The sequence below is a fragment of the Citrobacter sp. Marseille-Q5395 genome, assembly GCF_947057495.1.
Classification (GTDB): Bacteria; Pseudomonadota; Gammaproteobacteria; order Enterobacterales; family Enterobacteriaceae; genus Citrobacter; species Citrobacter murliniae.
In genome coordinates this window covers 37344-53147 of the sequence record NZ_CAMSEL010000022.1, presented here as the reverse complement: position 1 = coordinate 53147, position 15804 = coordinate 37344, and the positions used below count along the sequence as shown (strand labels likewise).

Here is a 15804-nt window from a genome sequence, read left to right as displayed (position 1 = left end):
TTGTATTTCACGCTGGTCAGGCGTTTTAAAATGCGTCGGTGTTGTACTTCTCTGCATACTTACGGTGCGTTTTTCTGGGTTTTGCGGCCTCCAGTTGAATCCGTGTTTTTTCTTTGCCGATGTGCTGATCGATCGGCAGAAAGTGTCCGTTTTTAAACTCCTGGTAAACTACGGTACCAGCAGCTGCAAAACGGCATTTACCGAGGATGACCTCAGCTACACCTGCAGCCGGGCTTTCGGGGTTATAAACTTCATCCCTGTACAGAAACAGAATGCTGTCAGCATCCTGCTCAATAGAGCCTGAATCACGCAGGTCTGACATTACCGGGCGGCGCTGTGCCGCCGGGCGCGCATCAACAGCGCGGGAAAGCTGACTCAGTGCAAAGGTTGGCGTGTGCAGGCGCATAGCCATCGTTTTAAGATTTCGGGAAATATGCGCTACAGCGAGATCGTTACGTTCCGCTTTTGGTTTTTTAATCAGGCCGAGATAGTCGACCATGATCATCGCCAGATGCGGGTGACGTCGTTTGTGCGTTTCGGCAATAGCGCGAATCTGTTCAACCGTAAGGTCGGTTGCATCGACAATCCAGATATCGCGATCCGTAAGCTCACCTATCGCAGCGGTTAATCGTGCCCAGTCCTCATCGTACATATCCTGAGGGTTACGCAGACGGGAAACAGACAGATTTCCGGCACCAGCCAGTGAGCGTTCAACAATCTGAGCAGCGGCCATTTCCATGCTAAAAATTAGCGCGCCTCCGCCTTTAGCGGTTACGCCTTCCACAACTGTAAGAGCAAATTCGGTTTTACCCATACCAGGTCGACCAGCAACGACAATCAGATCCTGCGGGTTAATACCTCCTGTAGCATTATCGAGATCTACAATCCCGGTCAGAAGGTTACGAGTGGATTCATCACCTTCCATGCGTTTCTGTACGGTGTCCATGTAGGCGGGCAACAGCTCGTTAATGTGTACCGGTTGGACGTCGCCGCTTTCAGCGGTCATATCCAGTAGCTGCGCCACAGCCTTTTCCACAACCTGATCACGTTGTTCCTGGTTGGTAGCATTGCGGATGCCGTCGGCGCCATCCTGCAAAAGTTTCGCTAGCGCACGGCTACGCCATGCTTTAACCATCTTCCCTGCATACCCTTTGAGATTCGGAATCGTTGCTGGTATGCGGGAAATTTCCGACAAATCAGCCAGGCTTGAACCGCCCAGCGCCTCACTGATGAAAAGCATGTCGATCATGCCGTTAGTCAGTGCCTGTTTTTTTATTTCGCTGAATGCGCGGCGATAAAAACCAATGCTGAATGATTCCTCTGGCGTGGATGCGATCACGTCAAATGCGTCAGGTGTAGCGCCGCCATTCAGCAACCCTGCCAGCACACACGCTTCCAGTTCCTGCGGGGTCATAGCGAACCTTCCCGGGTATTACGTAAAGTTTCTGGTTTCATCAAATAATCAAAGCTGGCGCGCCATCCACCGTTAGAACCGAAATAAAAGTCAGGGGCATCAGCACGGAATTTTTCGAAGTAACCCAGGAATGCTCCCGTAGTTTTATTTTTCATATGGGCCGCCAAGCGAATAATCATCCGGCGGCGATCTGCATCCAGTTCAGCAGTAGGCAGTGTGTCAGCGAATATCTCGTTGTAGCCGTTCATGACTGCATCCGGATCGACATCAGCCTCCATAGTGGCCCATGCTTCGGCATCTGCGAGATAACCATCAAAGCGATTTACACGGCAGATATTGGCTGGTTTAGGTAAGCCAGAACCACGGCGGCGCCATGTCGCCAGAACCCAACGAATAACTAATTGCAGCTCAGCCAGTGTGTATGCTTCCCGCGTTTGTGTCGGCGTAAGCATGAGAACGAACGGCTTAACATCACGGCAACGGGTACCGGTTTGTTCGTTGTAGAATTCCAGGGCTTTTTTAGCGTCAGCAAGGATCCATTCATCGCCCTCCCCCTTCTGGGGGTTAGGGGGATCATTAGGTTCATTGACTGGTTCAAAAGAGTGACTGGTTCTGGTGCCACCACATGGCATAGGGGGTGTGTTTTCTAACGGCATACCTGTGATTTTTGACGGCATAGGGGCTGTGCTTTTTGGTGGCACAGGGTTATCAAGATTCAGGTAATACACATTCGATGTATTTCCCTTACCATTGTTAATACCCATACGATTTTCTTTTGTTAAAACGCCCATGCCAATAAGCGCGTCAATATGCGTACGAACAGCACTCCTGCTGCATTCGCAATGATCAGCAATGTGCTGATAAGATGGCCAGCATTCACCATTATCATTGGCGTTATCAGCAAGTTTTATCAGCACCAGTTTACGGATTGGGTTTCCGGTTTTTATTGCCATAGCCCGGGCCATTAGGGTCATGCTCATAGTCAGATCCCCAGCAGCTCAGCCAGTTCACGACAGGCTATTTCGTAGTCTTTTGGTGTGAGAAAAACGCACGTCTCGATCATCTCAGCTTTGCGTTTCTCATAAATTTCCCATTTTTTAGCGGACAGGCGTTCTTCAAATATTCCCCGTACGTCATGCGCACAGGATGGCTCGCCATTTAAACGCCAGCCGTTCCGCCAGGTGATGCGGTCAGTTGATGTCTGCATATTGGTCTTTCCTCGATACAAGTTAAACGCTGGTCAGGCGCTGTGTTTCCTGTATGGCTTGTAATGCCTGTGCTATCCGCTGTGGTCGATCTCTGGCATCAAGCAACAAGGCAATAATCGCCGCGGCAAAATCACGAATCGCGATGCAAATTAACTGCTGAGTGGTCATCCCCAGCTGTGCATATCGTTCCGCAGGCAATGCAGCCTCCATCGCCATGGCCAGCGCTTTAGTTTTGATTCTTGCCGCTTTCGTTTCACCACGTAGCCAGCGAAAAATCTGCTGCCGGTTGTTGTTGATCGCCCGCCAGTCAGCATTACCTTTTGAATCTTCCATCGGGTGCAGCTTTACGCAGCTGGTATTGCCGCCCATTCGAAACCACATACGAGTGATCTCGATAGCAACATGTTCCTGCCCACGCTCAGCAGCCCAGTTGAAGATTTCTCTTTTCAGTTCGTCGAGGTTTTCCACTTCGTCGCGTCTCCTGTCGCTGAAAACCTGATTAAGCGTAATCAGATTTCAAATACGCCCTTTGTTAAGCTGCAGTTGTGTTGTTCGGTTCCAGATAAAATTCAGGGTCATATTTCAAAGCCCCATCTGTAACGCGGTCCAACCTTGCAGCTCGGCGCTCAGGTATCACATTTCCCCAGCGAGATACTGCTGGAAGAGAAACTCCTGCGGCTTGAGCCAGCTTTGTGGCGCTCCCAAAGAACGCTAAAGCATCGTTTTTAAACATTGCCGATCTCCACTTTGTTAACTTTCGGAAACAAAATTACGAGTTAAAGAAAATTAAGTCAAGTAAATTTATATTAACTACATGAACAAAATCAGCCCTGGCGAGCGCATTAAAAAGCGACGTAAAGAACTCAACCTAACTCAGCGTGAAGTCGCAAAACTCGCGCAGGTATCGCACGTCACAATCTCTAAATGGGAAAGTGATGATAACGAGCCTCAGGGCAGGAACCTGTTCCAGTTGAGTCAGGCCTTGCAATGTTCGCCCACCTGGATTTTATACGGGGACGAAGACAAACAACCTGCTCTTCCAGCCGTATCTGAAGAAGATAAAATCACATTAGATGAGCTTGAAGAGCAGCTACTCGAGCTTTTTAGGGCGCTACCTCGTTCAGAAAAAGAACGTCACGTAACTGAGCTTCGCGGAAAAGTGGATGATTTTAATCGTCTGTTTTACGAATTGCTCCAAGCACGAAAAACCTCCAAGAAAAAATAAACCCGTTTAAATCAAGTAAATGGATGAATCACGCCCCTAAATTTAACTTTTATAAACAAATTATTGTTGACTGATAATTTAACCTTTATTAAATTAACTTCCATCAACGACGCACTAACCACGCGGCAGTTGTTCAGAAAAACGTTCTGACGGTCTGGAAAGACAGACGCCGAATTGAGGAAAGACCAATATGACCAAGAAAGACATGACCGATATGCTGATCAGAGCTCATGGGGTCTCGTGGGAAACCGCGTATCAGTACCTTTTGGAATCAGAATGGGTCTTCTGGATGGCTTCAGCATGTATCCGCGAAGACCAAGCAAGCGGACTTATTTAACGAGAATTGCCTCGGGTCGCCGACAGTACGATGACATGCGGGAAAGACCGCAACGAATCCAAAATCGCTGTGTGTAGTCTTTGCCCAGTCCCTACGATGGGCTCCTTTTTTCACACGGCAATGACTACCGAGGAAAGACCAATGGGCATGACCAGCCCTGACTGCCGGGAAAGACCGGCAAACTTTAGACGTAAAAAAGCCCACCTGAGTGGGCTAATTTACCCCAGCGGAGACCAATCCGCCAGGAAGGTGCCACAGGGGACCAACCCTGTAGCGAGGAAAGACCAATGCAGGACAGAGCCAACATTGATCGGCTCTGAGTATACATCACTAAGGAGCCGCTATGGAAGCGCTTGCCATACCAGTAAAACTGTACATTCACTACCACACCCAAACGTTTTCTTCGGATAAATACATCGTTGCCACCTGTGACATGTCACGCAACTTTCCGGACACCTACGTTTTGTTGGAAACCCGTGAAATTACCCTTGATATAAACCAGCCAGAGCCATTCGACATCATTGCTCTGCAGGTCGACCAGCTGCGCGGCCAGAAAGAGACGATTGCGGCGGAAGCACAACATCAGATTGACCGTGTCGACGACAAAATACAGCAACTACTGTGTATTGATCATACCCCTGTTCAGGAAAGCGATATCCCATTTTGATCAGCCGGCGCCAGACCAGCGCCAGTAACCAAAGAGGAAAGACCAATGACCATCTACAACGGCTTATTTGAGCCAAAAAAATCAGCGGTTAAAGATTGCGGGGCCGTTCAGCTGGCGATCGCAATTGATGCGCCAAATAAAAAAGTGGCAGAAAGCATCATGACCGGCAAACTCTGGGAAGCCTACCCAGCCAACGGTGACAACTATTTCAAACCCAAGTTATGGGAACATGCTGAAGGTCTGCCGCTGCCGGTTGTTGGTAAGTTCGATGAACAATTTGCCCTGGCACACACATTCGACGGGGAAAAATGGATCATCAACGAACCTGAGACCAACGTTTCAAACCTGCCAGCCAGTAACGAGATTATCGATCTGGCAAAGCTACCATCCCGGGAACGCTTCGCGGCCGTCCTTATGTTCAGCGATTCTCCCATTGATGGCGTTCTTTACTCTCAGGTGCTGGACTATCTCGATAATTTGGAAAATAACGATGAATCCTTTGATGAGGATGATCGGGTTAATCTCAATATTCTCCACGCGCTGCACAATAACGAACCCGTGCAACATATGCATGTTGAAGGGCTGAATAATCTCATTCAGGCCATTTACGCAAACTTTGAAGATCAAACACCGGGTAAGGCTGCGATTTCACAATTTATTAAACGCTGGCTGGAAAACCCAAGTAAGCGTGATGAGATGGTGCCAAACAAAACATCATCACTTAGTACCTGCGTTAAAAATGACAATGTCGCACTGGCGCCACAACGTGGTTATAAGCACACCTACGCAACACTGGATCAGGAAATTGCCGTTGCCCTACTTCCCATCGCTCCTGATGCGCCTGTGTTATCAGGAAATCTCCGTGATGCGGAAAAAATGATTTCCGATGACCGGGAAGATTTCAAACGTTGGTCAGCGGCATTGCGTACCACCATGCATATTCTCAAATATGACCGACCGAGTATCTTTGGGGTTATTCAGAATGTCCCCTCTAAAGATACATACCATTTCCCTGAGTCACTGCGACGCCATATTGATTCATGGCTGGCTGAACATGGTCAGCTCGAATGTGTTGAAACTGATGCAGAAAAAACCGGCAAACAACTTGCAGCCGCGCGCGGCGAATATGTGGAAGGTATCAGCGACCCAAATGACCCTAAATGGGTTAAAACTGATACCCAACCACAGGATTCAACCCACGATGACGGAACGCTTTCGCGTGATGGAACTATGTCTGAAACAGCCTCAAATGAAGGTGAAAAACCGGAAGTGGCAGAGCAGGAAACAGTTACAGAAGACCAAGCGGAACAAGCTCGTGAAACGCTAAATAATATGGGTTACGGAGTATATGCGACCAGCCAAGACACCACTGACCAGCAGAATGAAAATCTGAGCGATAAAGTGAAAACAATTGTTCAGGATGCGGATCAGCTCGTCGATCGCATTAAGCATGAAGAACAGCTTCCCCAGGCGTCAGAACTGGTCAAGAGCATTAATGAAATGCGGGCTGGCGAAAGCGACAACCTGGAGTTGTGGAAAGAAGTATTCAAAACAGATGAGCGCTTTACCTCCGCATTCTCTGTGAATGGCGGCGGAACCTCAATCAATGGCACCTACATGACCATGATCGCTACCCGCGAATTTGGTCCGAAAGGTATCGGCTGGGGTGTGGATATTCTTGAAGAACGCTTTGACGATGGCGCGCCAATTACTCGCACAGTCAAAGGGGCTGACGGTAATAACACATGGGAACTCATCCCGGACGGTATCGGTGGCGTCCTCACAGAAAAACACCATGTTATCAAAATCAGTCTTTGGTACATCCGGAATGGTGCGCGCGGTGAAGAGATTTCATTCGGGTGTACCCCGTATATTTACGGCAGCAAATACGGCCCAATTTGCGATGGTGAAGCGACAAAAAAATCACTGACTGACGCAACCAAGAAAGCATTGTCTGCACTAGGTTTCTGCGCGGATATTTTCATGGGCCTGTACGATAACCCGGAATATCGCCAGAAAAATAAAGCTGAATTTGCACTCAAAAACGCCAGCGAAAACGCAGAGGATGCAGCCCGCGTACGTCAGGAACTGGACGATAAACTGACCCGAGTAGCAAATACTCTTGCATCAGCTGTGTCTGAGAACGAGATCAATAAGGTTTATTCTTCGATTGCCCGTGAAGCAGAGGTGCATCGCAAGGACGCAGAAGCGAAGGGTGACACGCAACATGCGCGCTATTTAAGTGGGCGTCTGCGTCGCCTGACATCCATCAAAGATGAACGTATCGCTGAACTGAATAAATCCCAGGAGAATGCATAATGACTACTGCAATCGCGTTAGCTGCTGACTACACCAATCTTCTGCAATTGCTGGAAAGCTCTGATGAACTAACTCCGGAAATGATCACCGATACACTGGAAGGAATTGAAGGAGAACTGGCGGATAAGCTGGATGCCATCATGGTCATCGCACGTAATAACCTTGGCCATGCCAAAACATGTGATGAAGAAATAAAGCGCCTGGCTGAGCGTAAAAAGTCTTTCGAAAATAAAGATAAAACGCTGCGTAAATATATTCTGTCTTGCCTGCTTGCAGCCAATCTGGACAAGCTCAAGACCTCTAAAAACAGCTTTACTGCCCGAAAAGGTAGCGTCAGCGTTGTTATCGACAATGAAAAGCTATTACCGGATGAGTTGGTTACTGTTCAGACGATTGTTGCTCCGGACAAAAAAGCCATCAAAGAAGCGATTGAGGCTGCGGAAGCTGCCGCAGCACAAATCACTGCCGATGGTGGTGAAGTGCCAGCAGAACTGTTAAACCCGGTACCGGGTGCCCACCTTGAGATCGGCGAACGCTCACTACAGGTACGATAACTATGCTGAAACTATCCCTCAAACGTGGCGATGCGGTTCACGTAGTATTTTCAGATGGCAGTAACGGCATTATTGAAGCTCGTAGCCGTTGCGAGTTGGGAATGCACCTGCCGAAAAGCGTTAAAGTAACTCGTGAGAAAGGAGCATTCCTACCCGAAAACCTGATTAAGCGTAATCAGAAATAAAATCACACTATCGCTAGCATTGTAGCCTCACCCAACACAGGAGGCTGCAATGCTGCGATGGCAACCCGGAGCTACTCTGCTCACAGATTTCGATATAAAGATTGGCCGGTTATCGGCAAGCGTACGAAAGAAGACCCTGACCCAGTCAGATATCGAACGCGCATGCAGCGATGCTGATAATGCCGTGTACCGGATGATGAGGAAAGACCAACATGGCCAGAGAAAACGATCTGCTAACAGACGCAGAACTGATTGAGTTTACCGGTTATCAGAAAGCATCCAAACAAAGGGAAATCCTCGACCGCGGCGGTGTCTCGTACATACCCGATCGGGAAGGTCGCCCGATGGTTACCTGGACACACATTAACGCTGTTTTGAACGGGCAGATCATCGTTCAGACCAGCACAGAAGAAAAACCCGATTTCGGAGCTATTTAAATGGGGCGCAGAAGAAAGGATCCTGGAGATAACAAGCTGCCGCCACGCGTATCCAAAACAAAAACGCGTTACTACTACAAACCGACGTCACGGGAAACAGTGACACTGGGGCCAATCACTCTCACAATGTCAGCGTTATGGAAACGGTATGAGGAAGAACGACGGAATTACTCAGATGTAATGACGTTCGAAAAGCTCTGGGGAATGTTTCTCAAAAGCGCCTACTACACAGAGCTGGCAATTCGAACCCAGCGTGACTATCTGCAACATCAGAAAAAACTACTCGCTGTATTCGGCAAAGTTAAAGCTGACATAATCAAACCTGAAGACGTGCGACAGTTTATGGATCGTCGTGGTCTGCAAAGTAAGAATCAGGCCAACCAGGAAATGAGCAGCATGTCTCGCGTTTACCGCTGGGGATATGAGCGCGGATATGTTAAGGGAAACCCCTGTGCCGGCGTCAGCAAATTTTCTCTCAAGGCTCGTGAGCAATACATCACTGACGAAGATTACCTGGCAATTTATAAACATGCAGATCACGTCGTCAGAGCCGCAATGGAAATATCTTACTTATGCGCCGCGCGACAAGCTGACGTACTCGAACTACGTTGGATGCAAATATCTGATAAAGGGATTTTTATACAACAGGGCAAAACCGGGAAAAAACAGATAAAGGTCTGGACACCTCGCCTGCAGGAAGCGCTGGAAACGGCACAGGCAGCATGTCCGAAGCTTTCACCTGACGCATTGGTTCTCTATAACAGCGATCGCGGCCAGTTCATCCGCAAGACATTCAATAATCGCTGGCTAAAGGCCGTGCGGGCCGCACAGAGTGAACTTAACCGGCAACTGGATTACACATTCCACGACATTAAGGCAAAAGCTATCTCAGATTTTGAAGGGAGCAGCAGGGATAAGCAGATATTTAGCGGACACAAGACTGAAAGCCAGGTGCTTATTTATGACAGGAAGGTACAAATTAGCCCGACGCTTGATCGCCCGGTAATCGGTAAGAAGTGATTTTTTATGCAATTGGGGGAAGACGATATTCTTTTCGAATATTCTTTCTTAATTCTTCTGCTCAAAAAACAAAGGGGTCAGCATTTAGCTAACCCCTTGTTAAATTTGGCGGAAGCGTAGAGATTCGAACTCTAGAACCCTTTCGGGTCGCCGGTTTTCAAGACCGGTGCCTTCAACCGCTCGGCCACGCTTCCAATGAGGCGCACTATAAACATCCCGAACGGACCTGTAAAGCACCAAAGTGTTCGTTTGCCTGAAAAACAGCCAAAATAATGTTAATTGACTGAAATAACAACAAATTGACCGTTTATTCAGCACGTATCTTGCTCTCTTTGGTTTAATGTTTTTTGATGAACATATCTTTGGTGTAATAATTTCCACGGTTATCAGGAGCAAATCCCCCAACCCACGGCTTCACCAGATGCGTATGGACATAGTGATAAACAGGTATTGCCGGAACATCTTCGCCCAAAATGTCCTCAGCCTGCTGGTAGTATTTCCCTCGCTCGTCCAGCGAGCCTGCTCTCGCCGCATTGAGCATCGCTTCATCATAGGCAGGATTACTGTACTTAGTGGTATTCTCACTATCACCGGTACGGAAAATATTGAGGAAGCTCGAGGCATCGTCATAATCGGCTATCCACGCATAGCGCACGACATCAAAATTGCCGGTGTGCATGGTGTCCAGCATGGTTTTCCATTCCTGATTCTGCAGCTTTACCTCGACGCCGAGGTTTTTCTTCCACATCGACGATGCGGCAATCGCAATACGTTGATGCGTTTCGAAAGTGTTGTAGAGCAAATTTAACGAGAGCGGATGCTCCGGACCGAAACCGGCTGCGGCTAACAGTTTTTTCGCTTCAGCAATGCGTTTATCGCGCGGCCACGCGGCATACTCCGGTGCGTGCAGTTTGACACCGCCAATTTCAGGCTGGCTGATTACCCACGCTTCACGCTGCCCCTGCGCCATGACCTTTTGGGCAATGATCTCTTTATCCAGCGCCATATTCAGCGCCCGGCGCACACGCGGGTCATTAAACGGCGCGCGAGTCGTATTGAACTGGTAGTAATAGGTTGAAAGCAGAGGTGAAACGCGCAGCTCATCTCCCATCGTCTTTTTCAACTGCGCGAACTGGTTTACCGGCACGCTAAAGACAATATCAATTTCCCCGGCCTTGTAGCGGTTAACGTCAGCTGCTTCTGAGCTGATGGGCAGATAAGTGACTTTATCAATTACCGTATGCTGATCATCCCAGTAGTGCGTATTACGTACGGCAACAATCCGCTCATTGACCACCCACTGAGAAAGCTTGTATGCACCGCTACTGACAAAATGCTCTGGCCTGGTCCACTTATCACCAAAGCGGCTAATCAGCACTTTATCCAGTGGCACCAGCGACGGGTGAGCCAACATAGCCAGAAATGCAGCCGTTGGCTGCGTCAGGGTAATCTCCAGGGTGGTGTCATTGAGTGCTTTTACACCCAGTGTAGCGGGCTCCTTTTTCCCAAGCGCAATGTCGAGTGCATTCGCGACGTGCATATTGCCGAGATAAGAGGCATACGGCGAAGCAGTTTGTGGTGAAACAAGACGCTGCCAGCTCCAGACAACATCCTGTGCGGTAATGGCTGAACCATCTGACCAGGTAATACCTGGACGTAAATGAAAGGTCCAGACGGTATTGTCTTTATTCTCCCAGGATGACGCCAGGCGCGGCTCAATCTCCCCTTGCAGATTGACAGAAACCAGCCCATCTAACATATCACTGATTAAATTAAATTCAACGTTGCTTTCGACTTTATGTGGATCCAGCGATGCAGGCTCGCTGCCGTTATTTCTGACCAGTTCCTGTTGTTCTGCCAGCGGTGTTCCTGTAGGAACATTTGCTGCCCATGCCACACCGTTTATAGACATCAAACAGACAGCCAACAGCGTAAACGTCAATACCTTCGGTCTATGTTGAGCCATTCCCTTCACCTTATTGTTCTGTTATATGATGACACCGCTGTAACTCTTAAAGGATTCAGGTGATAACGCAATATTTTTCAGCCACCTATAAGATGTCGATCTGACATTTGCAGACAATAAGTGATAACATCTAATTCAGGAGCTTTTGCTGAAATAAAATGCTTAAGCCTGGCGGGTTAAAATGCGTAAAGATGGGTAAAACCGCTGTGTCATTTCCAGCGATTTAATTATCCTCCTTCATTAATTACATCTGTCATAAGAGAGTGACTCATGGATCGTATTATTAGTTCTTCGCGCGACCGTACATCGCTACTCAGCACGCATAAAGTGCTGCGCAATACCTATTTCCTGTTGAGCCTGACGCTGGCATTTTCAGCGATCACGGCGACCGCCAGTACGGTACTGATGCTGCCATCTCCAGGTCTTATCCTGACGCTGGTAGGTATGTACGGACTGATGTTCCTGACGTATAAAACGGCAGATAAACCGGTTGGCATTCTGTCAGCTTTCGCTTTCACCGGTTTCCTCGGCTACATTTTGGGGCCAATTCTGAACACCTACCTGTCGGCAGGCATGGGTGATGTTATCGCTATGGCCCTGGGCGGTACTGCTCTGGTCTTCTTCAGTTGCTCAGCGTATGTGCTGACCACCCGTAAAGACATGTCCTTCCTCGGCGGTATGCTGATGGCTGGTATTGTGGTGGTGCTGATCGGTATGGTTGCGAATATTTTCCTGCAACTGCCAGCTCTGCATCTGGCCATCAGTGCGGTGTTTATTCTGATTTCCTCAGGTGCAATCCTGTTCGAAACCAGCAACATCATCCGTGGTGGTGAAACCAACTACATCCGTGCGACAGTCAGCCTGTATGTATCGCTGTACAACATCTTCGTCAGCCTGCTGAGCATTCTGGGCTTCGCCAGCCGCGACTAAAACGTCAAAACGTATTACCCGGCCCCGCTTATGCGGGGCTTTCTTTTTTGGTAAACTGCCGCCAGTCTGACTAACGTAGTGAAGAAATATGTTGATCTTTGAAGGTAAAGAAATCAGTACCGATAGCGAAGGCTATTTAAAAGACACTACAGAATGGAGCGAACCGCTGGCAGTTGTCATTGCTGAGAATGAAGGCATCACCCTTTCGGCTGAACACTGGGAAGTGGTGCGTTTTGTGCGCGATTTCTATCTGGAGTTTAATACTTCTCCGGCAATCCGCATGCTGGTAAAAGCGATGGCTAATAAGTTTGGCGAAGAGAAAGGCAACAGTCGTTATCTCTATCGCCTGTTTCCCAAAGGTCCGGCAAAACAGGCGACAAAAATCGCAGGCCTGCCAAAACCGGTAAAATGTATTTAATAACGAATACTAAATCCCTTTAGTTCGTCGCCAGGGCGATGCGGTTCACTGAGAACCCTGTCTACCCTGGCACTGCGTGGCCCACCGGCTTTTAACCACTTCATCAGTTGTTCCACCTGCTGGCTTTCACCACAGGCGACAATCTCTACGCTGCCATCATCCATATTCTTCGCATACCCGGTTAATCCGAGTCGCTGCGCTTCATGCTGCGTCGTATAGCGAAATCCCACTCCCTGTACCCGACCGTGTACCCAGGCAATGATGCAGACTTTCGACATGGAGGTTCTCCCTCTTATTGTAAATGGGCATACTTTCACACTGTAAATGTGAATACCATTAACGTACCTGCTTCGGCAGACACCCGTAATGCTGGCGGAATCTTGCCGTAAATCTCGAACCAGACATATAGCCACAGCGTATTGCAATCTCACCAATCGGTAATTTCGTCGACTGCAACTGAGAAAGAGCGTACGACATACGTACTTCCTCGACAATTTGTCTATAGCTCTGTGATTCCTGCTGTAGCCTTCGACGTAATGTAGAGGTGCCCATCGCTAAACGACCGGCAATTTCATCTGCTGTCCATAGCTTAGCAGGCGACAACATAATGAGTTGCCTCACCTGTTCCGCCAGCTTAAAACTGCGCTCAATCAGAAGTGGCACGGCAGCTCCTTCATGTAAGAGAGCCAGAAGTAATCCCATCGCCTGATGTTCCTGTAGTTTTACCGGCAGGCCCTGACGCACAGCATCCAGCAAACTCGCCCACATAAACGCCAGGCTATGGCTCATTGGTGTACATAACGATCTTAGCTTCGCGGGGGGATAATCCTGCACATACGAACTTTTAAATCGCGTAATGATCTCAGGCGAGAGTAGCAACAAATCTGAACGAAAAGCACCCTGTGCGGGTTGATTGATAATCTCAAGACAGGAATCTGCAGGGATAATAAGCAATTCGCCTGTGCCGGCAACCAGACGGTTATCATCCTGGATGATGACTTTACTACCGTGAGTGATGTGACATATCGCCGCAGAAAAAAACTTAACACGATGCAAGCGGTGCAGTTGGCTGGAGTTTACCTCTGCCGCGGTAAGCACATTATGTTTGAAATATACGTCCTGCACCGTGTGTCCCTCAGTTTATCTTCCGTATGTGGCCGTTAATTCAGCTTTAGCGATGACATGGCTGTTAAGCATAAAACCCACCAGCGCACCGCTCGCATTACTATCGATGGGCAACATTTCCGTATTCAGCGCCCACACGGTGAACTGGTAACGATGAGGTTTATCGCCTGCTGGTGGACAGGCACCGCCAAATCCAGAATAACCGAAATCATTCCTCCCCTGAATAGCCCCTGCGGGTAACTTATCTTTTCCAACGCCAGATGGAAGAGTCTGAACGTGTGCTGGAATATTCACCACCGTCCAGTGCCACCAACCACTTCCTGTTGGGGCATCTGGATCAAATAACGTAATGGCATAACTTTTGGTCCCGGCTGGCGGGTTTTGCCAGCTCAGTTGCGGCGAGATATTCTCACCATTACAGCCAAAACCATTAAAAATCTGTTTCTGTGTTAATTGAAGGTTATCTGTAATATCCGTACTGCTAATACGGAACGCTGATGCCGCAGTTACATTAAAACTTATCGCCGTTATCGTGATGGCTAGCAGAGAAGAGACTGTTTTCATTGTGTTTCCTTAACCATATGAAGAAATATCAATGTAATGGTTATGCTTTAAGGAAACTGTGCTGCTGTGATTCCATTTTGTGCTGAAATGCTCGCAACCATACTCTGATGATTGCCCCCTTCATCTGTGCTACCCTACGCGCCATTTTGTTTTAACGGTATCAGGTTGGTTCTCATCCAGCCCGCATCGCTGTTTGTGAGAGGTTGCTCCGCATGACTGAATCTAAATTTCCGCAATATCCCCGCATGGTGTTAGCTAAAGGGCGCGAAAAATCATTACTTCGCCGCCATCCATGGGTATTCTCCGGTGCCGTCGCACGTATTGAAGGCAAAGCCAACCTTGGTGAGACCATCGATATTGTTGACCATCAGGGTAAATGGTTAGCACGCGGTGCATATTCTCCTGCATCACAGATCCGTGCGCGTGTCTGGACATTCGACAAATCTGAATCCATTGATACTGATTTCTTTGTCCGTCGTCTGCAACAAGCGCAGAAGTGGCGCGACTGGCTGGCGAAGAAAGACGGGCTGGACAGCTACCGTCTGATTGCCGGTGAATCTGATGGGCTGCCCGGTGTCACCATTGATCGCTTCGCTAACTTCCTGGTTCTGCAACTGCTCAGCGCAGGGGCCGAATATCAACGTGCCGCACTGATTAGCGCCCTGCAGATAGTTTTCCCTGAATGCGCCATTTATGACCGTAGCGACGTTGCCGTACGTAAGAAAGAAGGTATGGAGCTTACGCAGGGACCTGTTACCGGCGAACTGCCCCCTGCTCTGCTGCCAATCGAAGAACACGGTATGAAGCTGCTGGTTGATATTCAGCGCGGTCACAAAACAGGTTATTACCTGGATCAACGTGACAGCCGTCTGGCGACGCGTCGCTACGTCGAAAATCAGCGCGTTCTGAACTGTTTCTCTTATACCGGCGGTTTTGCCGTGTCGGCATTAATGGGGGGATGCAGCCAGGTCGTGAGCGTTGACACCTCTCAGGAAGCGCTCGACATCGCCAGACAAAACGTTGAACTGAATAAACTGGATCTGACTAAAGCCGAGTTTGTGCGTGATGATGTGTTCAAACTACTGCGAGCCTATCGCGATCGCGGAGAGAAATTTGATGTCATCGTGATGGATCCGCCGAAGTTTGTTGAAAACAAAAACCAGCTGATGGGCGCCTGTCGTGGCTATAAGGACATCAATATGCTGGCTATTCAGCTTCTGAATCCTGGCGGTGTGCTGCTGACATTCTCCTGCTCCGGCCTGATGACCACCGATTTATTTCAGAAAATCATCGCTGATGCCGCAATAGATGCTGGTCGTGATATACAATTTATAGAGCAGTTCCGTCAGGCCGCCGATCATCCGGTGATCGCTACCTACCCGGAAGGGCTGTATCTGAAAGGGTTTGCCTGTCGCATCATGTAACTTGAAAAGTG

20 protein-coding genes and 1 tRNA gene are annotated in these 15804 nt (G+C 48.7%); 11 read left to right on the top strand and 10 right to left on the bottom strand.

Annotated features, from left to right (window positions below; all coding sequences use genetic code 11):
- Positions 1-25: 25 nt before the first annotated feature.
- The 5 genes from OH663_RS21535 to OH663_RS21515 all read right to left on the bottom strand — a co-directional run bounded on the left by OH663_RS21535 (position 26) and on the right by OH663_RS21515 (position 3355).
- The gene (locus OH663_RS21535) at positions 26-1414 is read right to left on the bottom strand and encodes a replicative DNA helicase (protein ID WP_263525862.1); all 1389 of its coding nucleotides are present in this window, start codon (positions 1412-1414) and stop codon (positions 26-28) included.
- Positions 1411-2394 carry a helix-turn-helix domain-containing protein gene (locus OH663_RS21530; protein ID WP_181626064.1) on the bottom strand — a complete coding sequence of 328 codons (984 nt, stop codon included), beginning with the start codon at positions 2392-2394 and terminating at the stop codon, positions 1411-1413. Before OH663_RS21530 ends, OH663_RS21535 begins: the two co-directional genes overlap by 4 nt.
- 2 nt (positions 2395-2396) lie before the next feature.
- A complete protein-coding gene (locus OH663_RS21525) occupies positions 2397-2621 on the bottom strand; it encodes a hypothetical protein (protein ID WP_001648809.1) in 225 nt (74 codons plus the stop codon).
- Positions 2622-2643: 22 nt separating this feature from the next.
- The gene (locus tag OH663_RS21520) at positions 2644-3090 is read right to left on the bottom strand and encodes a toxin YdaT family protein (RefSeq protein WP_016152513.1); all 447 of its coding nucleotides are present in this window, start codon (positions 3088-3090) and stop codon (positions 2644-2646) included.
- Between the two features lie 64 nt (positions 3091-3154).
- A complete protein-coding gene (locus OH663_RS21515; protein WP_234610671.1) occupies positions 3155-3355 on the bottom strand; it encodes a Cro/CI family transcriptional regulator in 201 nt (66 codons plus the stop codon).
- Positions 3356-3436: 81 nt separating this feature from the next.
- On the opposite strand from OH663_RS21515, the gene OH663_RS21510 reads away from it, so the two are divergent.
- From OH663_RS21510 to OH663_RS21470, 8 genes are all read left to right on the top strand, one after another.
- On the top strand, positions 3437-3847 hold the full coding sequence (locus OH663_RS21510; RefSeq protein ID WP_234610672.1) for a helix-turn-helix domain-containing protein: 411 nt from the start codon (positions 3437-3439) through the stop codon (positions 3845-3847).
- Between the two features lie 190 nt (positions 3848-4037).
- Positions 4038-4184, top strand: coding sequence for a hypothetical protein (locus tag OH663_RS21505; RefSeq protein ID WP_263525861.1), 147 nt, complete (start codon positions 4038-4040; stop codon positions 4182-4184).
- A 343-nt stretch (positions 4185-4527) separates the two neighbouring features.
- Positions 4528-4851, top strand: coding sequence for a hypothetical protein (locus OH663_RS21500; RefSeq protein WP_263525860.1), 324 nt, complete (start codon positions 4528-4530; stop codon positions 4849-4851).
- A gap of 45 nt (positions 4852-4896) precedes the next feature.
- Positions 4897-7170, top strand: a complete 2274-nt coding sequence (locus OH663_RS21495; RefSeq protein ID WP_263525859.1) for an exonuclease family protein — start codon at positions 4897-4899, stop codon at positions 7168-7170.
- Positions 7170-7724, top strand: coding sequence for a siphovirus Gp157 family protein (locus OH663_RS21490; protein ID WP_149911973.1), 555 nt, complete (start codon positions 7170-7172; stop codon positions 7722-7724). The genes OH663_RS21495 and OH663_RS21490 overlap by 1 nt, the downstream gene beginning before the upstream one ends.
- A gap of 2 nt (positions 7725-7726) precedes the next feature.
- Positions 7727-7909 (top strand): hypothetical protein, encoded by a 183-nt coding sequence (locus tag OH663_RS21485; protein ID WP_016152506.1) that lies wholly within the window; start codon positions 7727-7729, stop codon positions 7907-7909.
- 212 nt (positions 7910-8121) lie between these two features.
- On the top strand, positions 8122-8346 hold the full coding sequence (locus tag OH663_RS21475) for a DUF4224 domain-containing protein (protein ID WP_149911975.1): 225 nt from the start codon (positions 8122-8124) through the stop codon (positions 8344-8346).
- Positions 8347-9366 carry a tyrosine-type recombinase/integrase gene (locus OH663_RS21470; RefSeq protein ID WP_001648800.1) on the top strand — a complete coding sequence of 340 codons (1020 nt, stop codon included), beginning with the start codon at positions 8347-8349 and terminating at the stop codon, positions 9364-9366.
- Positions 9367-9472: 106 nt separating this feature from the next.
- Here OH663_RS21470 and OH663_RS21465 read toward each other — a convergent pair.
- Positions 9473-9560: transfer RNA gene (locus OH663_RS21465), tRNA-Ser, on the bottom strand.
- Positions 9561-9703: 143 nt separating this feature from the next.
- A complete protein-coding gene (locus tag OH663_RS21460; protein ID WP_200013093.1) occupies positions 9704-11332 on the bottom strand; it encodes an ABC transporter substrate-binding protein in 1629 nt (542 codons plus the stop codon).
- A 270-nt stretch (positions 11333-11602) separates the two neighbouring features.
- On the opposite strand from OH663_RS21460, the gene yccA reads away from it, so the two are divergent.
- Together yccA and tusE are read left to right on the top strand one after the other, a co-directional pair.
- Complete coding sequence (yccA, locus tag OH663_RS21455) at positions 11603-12262, top strand: FtsH protease modulator YccA (RefSeq protein WP_043015806.1); 660 nt, start codon at positions 11603-11605, stop codon at positions 12260-12262.
- An 88-nt stretch (positions 12263-12350) separates the two neighbouring features.
- The gene (gene tusE / locus OH663_RS21450; RefSeq protein WP_045441362.1) at positions 12351-12680 is read left to right on the top strand and encodes a sulfurtransferase TusE; all 330 of its coding nucleotides are present in this window, start codon (positions 12351-12353) and stop codon (positions 12678-12680) included.
- Here the strand turns inward: tusE and yccX are convergent.
- The 3 genes from yccX to OH663_RS21435 are packed head-to-tail and all read right to left on the bottom strand — an operon-like array spanning position 12677 to position 14369.
- Positions 12677-12958 carry an acylphosphatase gene (gene yccX / locus OH663_RS21445; protein ID WP_045441361.1) on the bottom strand — a complete coding sequence of 94 codons (282 nt, stop codon included), beginning with the start codon at positions 12956-12958 and terminating at the stop codon, positions 12677-12679. The genes tusE and yccX overlap by 4 nt on opposite strands.
- Positions 12959-13016: 58 nt before the next feature.
- A complete protein-coding gene (locus tag OH663_RS21440) occupies positions 13017-13805 on the bottom strand; it encodes a helix-turn-helix transcriptional regulator (protein WP_200013095.1) in 789 nt (262 codons plus the stop codon).
- A 15-nt stretch (positions 13806-13820) separates the two neighbouring features.
- The gene (locus OH663_RS21435; RefSeq protein ID WP_200042401.1) at positions 13821-14369 is read right to left on the bottom strand and encodes a kinase inhibitor; all 549 of its coding nucleotides are present in this window, start codon (positions 14367-14369) and stop codon (positions 13821-13823) included.
- 212 nt (positions 14370-14581) lie between these two features.
- Between OH663_RS21435 and rlmI the strand changes: the two genes are divergently transcribed.
- Positions 14582-15793 (top strand): 23S rRNA (cytosine(1962)-C(5))-methyltransferase RlmI, encoded by a 1212-nt coding sequence (rlmI, locus tag OH663_RS21430; protein ID WP_045441358.1) that lies wholly within the window; start codon positions 14582-14584, stop codon positions 15791-15793.
- Positions 15794-15804: the final 11 nt, after the last annotated feature.